Below are 684 nucleotides of genomic sequence, written 5' to 3' on the forward strand. Positions count from 1 at the left end.
GCTACGAACTGTGCGAGAACACCCCCGCCAGGCCCGGCAGCGAGGAGTACCTCGACTCCGAGAAGTACCAGCTCCGCCCCCGCGACTGGGAGACCGCGACACGCGAGGGACGCAGCATCGCCCCCCTGATCACCTCGCTCAACCACATCCGGCGGCGCCACCCCGCGCTGCACCGGCTCCGCAACCTCCGCTTCCACCACGCCGACAACGACGCGGTGATCGCGTACAGCAAGCGCAGCGGCACGGACGTCGTCCTCGTGGTGGCCAGCCTCGACCCCCACCACACCCAGGAGGCCACCGTCTCCCTCGACCTGCCGCGGCTCGGCCTCGGGCGTGACGCGTGCGTGCCGGTGCGCGACGAGCTCACCGGTGAGACGTACCACTGGGGCAGGAGCAACTACGTGCGGCTGGAGCCGGGCCGGACCCCCGCGCACGTCCTCCATGTGAACGGAGGGCCGGTTACTCCATGACCGTGAACATGCCCGTCCCGGACACGTTCGAGGACACCCCCGTCGAGGACCGGGATCCGGAGTGGTTCAAGCGCGCCGTCTTCTACGAGGTGCTCGTGCGCACCTTCCATGACAGCGACGGCGACGGGGTCGGCGACCTCAAGGGCCTCACCGCCAAACTGGACTATCTGCAGTGGCTGGGCGTGGACTGCCTGTGGCTCCCGCCGTTCTTCAA

The 684-nt window shown here is 69.3% G+C and carries 1 protein-coding gene and 1 pseudogene; both read left to right on the forward strand.

All coding sequences use genetic code 11. The features are described from left to right. Positions 1 to 470 (forward strand): annotated as a pseudogene (locus IEZ04_RS34395) (alpha-1,4-glucan--maltose-1-phosphate maltosyltransferase); the annotation flags it as partial. Continuing rightward, positions 467 to 684, forward strand: a 218-nt coding sequence (locus IEZ04_RS34400) for an alpha-amylase family glycosyl hydrolase (RefSeq protein WP_268245718.1), incomplete at its 3' end; no start/stop codon positions are given. The pseudogene IEZ04_RS34395 and the gene IEZ04_RS34400, both read left to right, overlap by 4 nt.

Source organism: Streptomyces ruber (assembly GCF_014648075.1).
Taxonomy (GTDB): Bacteria; Actinomycetota; Actinomycetes; order Streptomycetales; family Streptomycetaceae; genus Streptomyces; species Streptomyces ruber.